We start from the raw sequence: 3,368 nt of genomic DNA on the forward strand, positions 1-3,368 counted from the left end.
GCCTATTTTTTAATTATCTTAAATGATTTACTAACTGTTGGTCCTTCAACGTGAATAATATATACCCCATTATTAAATGAAGACAGGTCCAAATCAATTTTTCTTGAACTAGATACGGCGACTGATTGATCAGAATAACAATAACCGTTAACTCCATTAATGCTTAGATTTATCTGAGTATCTTCTCCAGAGACAAACACCTGAACAGATCCACTAGTTGGGTTTGGATAGTATTGAACTTCTTCACTAACAAAAATTTCTTCGGTATAGACCCCTTGACATTCTTGATCTGTATAAACTTCTAAAAAATTAATTCCAGCTTTTAATTGAAGCTCTGAAGAGCTAGAGTCAATAATTGATGTTTCACCATTTAACTTTACAGTATAACGGTTTGATCCTTCCATATTTATGGTCACTGATTTTTTGGAAGGATTTACTCTGGAATAAACTGATAGTGGTTGCGGTTCTGTTACGTTAAGGGAGAAGCACCTAGTAAAATTAGCATCAACATCTACAGAAAAACACACCTGATGAACCCCAGCACTTAGGTTTTCAAAGGATTGACTGTATCCTTTAGTGAGATTAAAATTAATAAATTCATTTCCATCTAAAGAAGCTATATAGTTTTTAGATTGGTCAACTAATAAAATGTTTATTTTACCACTACTTTGACCAACACATGAAGCACCAACAACTCCAACATTAAAGTTATTGGCTGGAGGATTAAAAGGTTCTTGTATAAGGTTATCAGGACATTCAATTATACCATTAGAGTTATAATTTTCATCACCAAAGTAAGTTTCAATAATAAAATCAATTTGCTCATTTATTTTTTGACTGTAATTATCGGAATCATAATTACTTAGTGCATAGTCATACCTAACTTGTTGAACTCCACCTACTGGTTCATAATTCAAATCATACCATGTTTTAAATTCTTCAGTATTATCAGGGGTTATTGATTTATAGTGAAGAATTCTGTTATATATCTGACAGGAATTAGGTAAGCTATTTAATTGACTCATTATTGAATTTGATGGGTGAAGTCCCCAAAAATGAAAAAGCGGAGCCATGTTAACTTGGTTAGAATTAGATGCTGCTAGGATTAATTCATCACCTTCTATGCTATTTCCATTAGAAGGATTCATGAAATTCCATTCTTCTTGGTCATTATCTTTCCATTCGTCATAAAATATTTTATGAGTATTATATATGGCTTCCCAGCCGAAAAGTTCAGCTATTTCAACATACATAGCATGACCCCTGTGTTGATATCTAACTTCTTGGCAAACACTTGACTCTATAGTTGGATCACATTCCATTGGTCTATTATTTCTGAAATTATCGGTCATAATCCAATCTATAGTTGTTTGATCCATCGTTAATCTCTGAAATGCAGAATATTTAAAAGCTATATCTAATGGAACGTTATCGTAGGTATTCCATAAGTAAACTGCAGGTAAGTGAACTATTGATTCTATACTTTTATTTAAAGTAGGATGCCATTCTAGATGTCCCATTTCATGAAACAATGTCGTTACTCCTCCATCAGTATAACTGTTTTCAAAAAGTAAAGAAGTGGGAATCATTCCATCATCATTTTGGTCATATACTGCAGGATAACCAGTTCCATAACTTCCATCAGGTATTCTTGAATCAGAAATGATATACTCTGCTCGAGATCTGAAAGGAGGTCTACCTCCAATGAAATTAAAGGCATCTGCTACCTCATCCCATTTTTGCATTAAAAAAGTTGGATCTGTTAAATTTATTGAACCATTTCCGTAGAGGTGATCACTTCTAACGGTCATCATAAATTTATCTCCTTCTATATCTGCCCATGGAACGTTTTGACTAGCTAATTCATCTTGCCATACGCTAAGATTGGTCTCATTTTCATTTCTACACGAAAAATAAGGAGCTTTAACAGCCCCATTAATTGTAATATTAAATGAACCTAGGCTTGATCCTTCAGGAACTAAAATATAAATACCTCCTCCAAAAGGATTCATAATGGTAGTTATTTCATTATCTAATTTGTAATCTTTGGATATTCTTAAAAATCGATTAGTTTCTCCAAGGTTTGAATGGTCTCTCTCGTGAACACCAACCTTTACTTTGAGTTCTTTATCTATAAAATCATTGGGAATTGTAATGGTAACTAGCTCTCCTGGAGCTACATAATAGCCAGTAGGTCTCTTAGCAGGCCAGGTATCACCTAAATGTCTAGCGCCAGGAACATAACTATAATTACCATCAATCTCAACCAATGTACTTTCAACTCTTGGAGCATTTTGATTAACTTCTCCAGGAAAATGGTTAGCCGCTTCATACTTAATTCCTGACATATTAATTAAATTAGAGTCTGTATATTGTTCATCAAAAATAGTTTGTTGTAAAAAGATGAATGCTTGTGTCTCAATTGCTAGTTCAGAGAACTTGACTGGGCTATTATTATTGGAAAAAACAGGAGGATTGTTTTCCTCGTAAGTATCTGTAAAATCAAATATCTCTGTTTTTGCAGCCGAAAGATTACATAATGCATAGCTTTTGATGGTGTTCAAATGATTTATTAATTGATTTTCAATTAATAAGTTGTTATCATTCACATGATTTGTCATTGCGTTTAAGGCTAATATAAATTCAGAAAGTCCATCTCCGGAGGGAATCCAATCACAAGGAGAAATCTCTTTAGAATAAAAACCAAAATCAATAGTCATGTTTTCTGAACTGTCAGAACAATCTCCAACATTCATGACTACATTTTCATTCGTAGGTTCTTCGTTTATTGAAAGATCAATAATCCCACTACGTATATCTCTTGGACCTCTTGGTTTAGGATAAAATGACAAATCAAACATTTGCTCTCCAGGACCACTATTATCATTTATAATATCATTATTAGGGTCTGCAGAAAAAATTGGTGAAGAGTACAAGTTGTGTAATGGTTCATTTACACCCCAGTTATCAACTAACCAAATAAATACAATATATTTTCCAGGATCTAAACCACTAAACCTATATTCTCCATTTTGATCAGTTTTAATAGCTCCATTCCAATTAGTAGGATTCCCATCCCCATCATCATCACTATAGAGAGCAACATTAACCCCTTCAATCAGAGGTTCATTATTATCATATAAAGAGTTTCGACTGTTATCTTTCCAGACTTTACCTCCAACCGCAACACAGAGATTCATCGTCTCTTTATTGTCGTTTGTTTTTTTTAAATTATTTGCATTCAAATTATATGATGAAGGAAGTAAATTGTTTGCATTATCAATTACGCAAATTAAAGAGTCTTGACTAAAAGAAACTATCGGGAGTAAAAGTAGAAGAAGTAACTTTTTCATAGTATTAAATGTAAG

At 33.0% G+C, this 3,368-nt stretch carries 1 protein-coding gene; it reads right to left on the reverse strand.

The genetic code is table 11. The annotated features are described in order from the left end of the window. Positions 1–2 precede the first annotated feature (2 nt). Positions 3–3,353, reverse strand: coding sequence for a M60 family peptidase N-terminal accessory domain-containing protein (locus AC34EU_RS08730; RefSeq protein ID WP_489696224.1), 3,351 nt, complete (start codon positions 3,351–3,353; stop codon positions 3–5). Positions 3,354–3,368: the final 15 nt, after the last annotated feature.

It is taken from the genome of Candidatus Marivariicella framensis, from assembly GCF_982709265.1.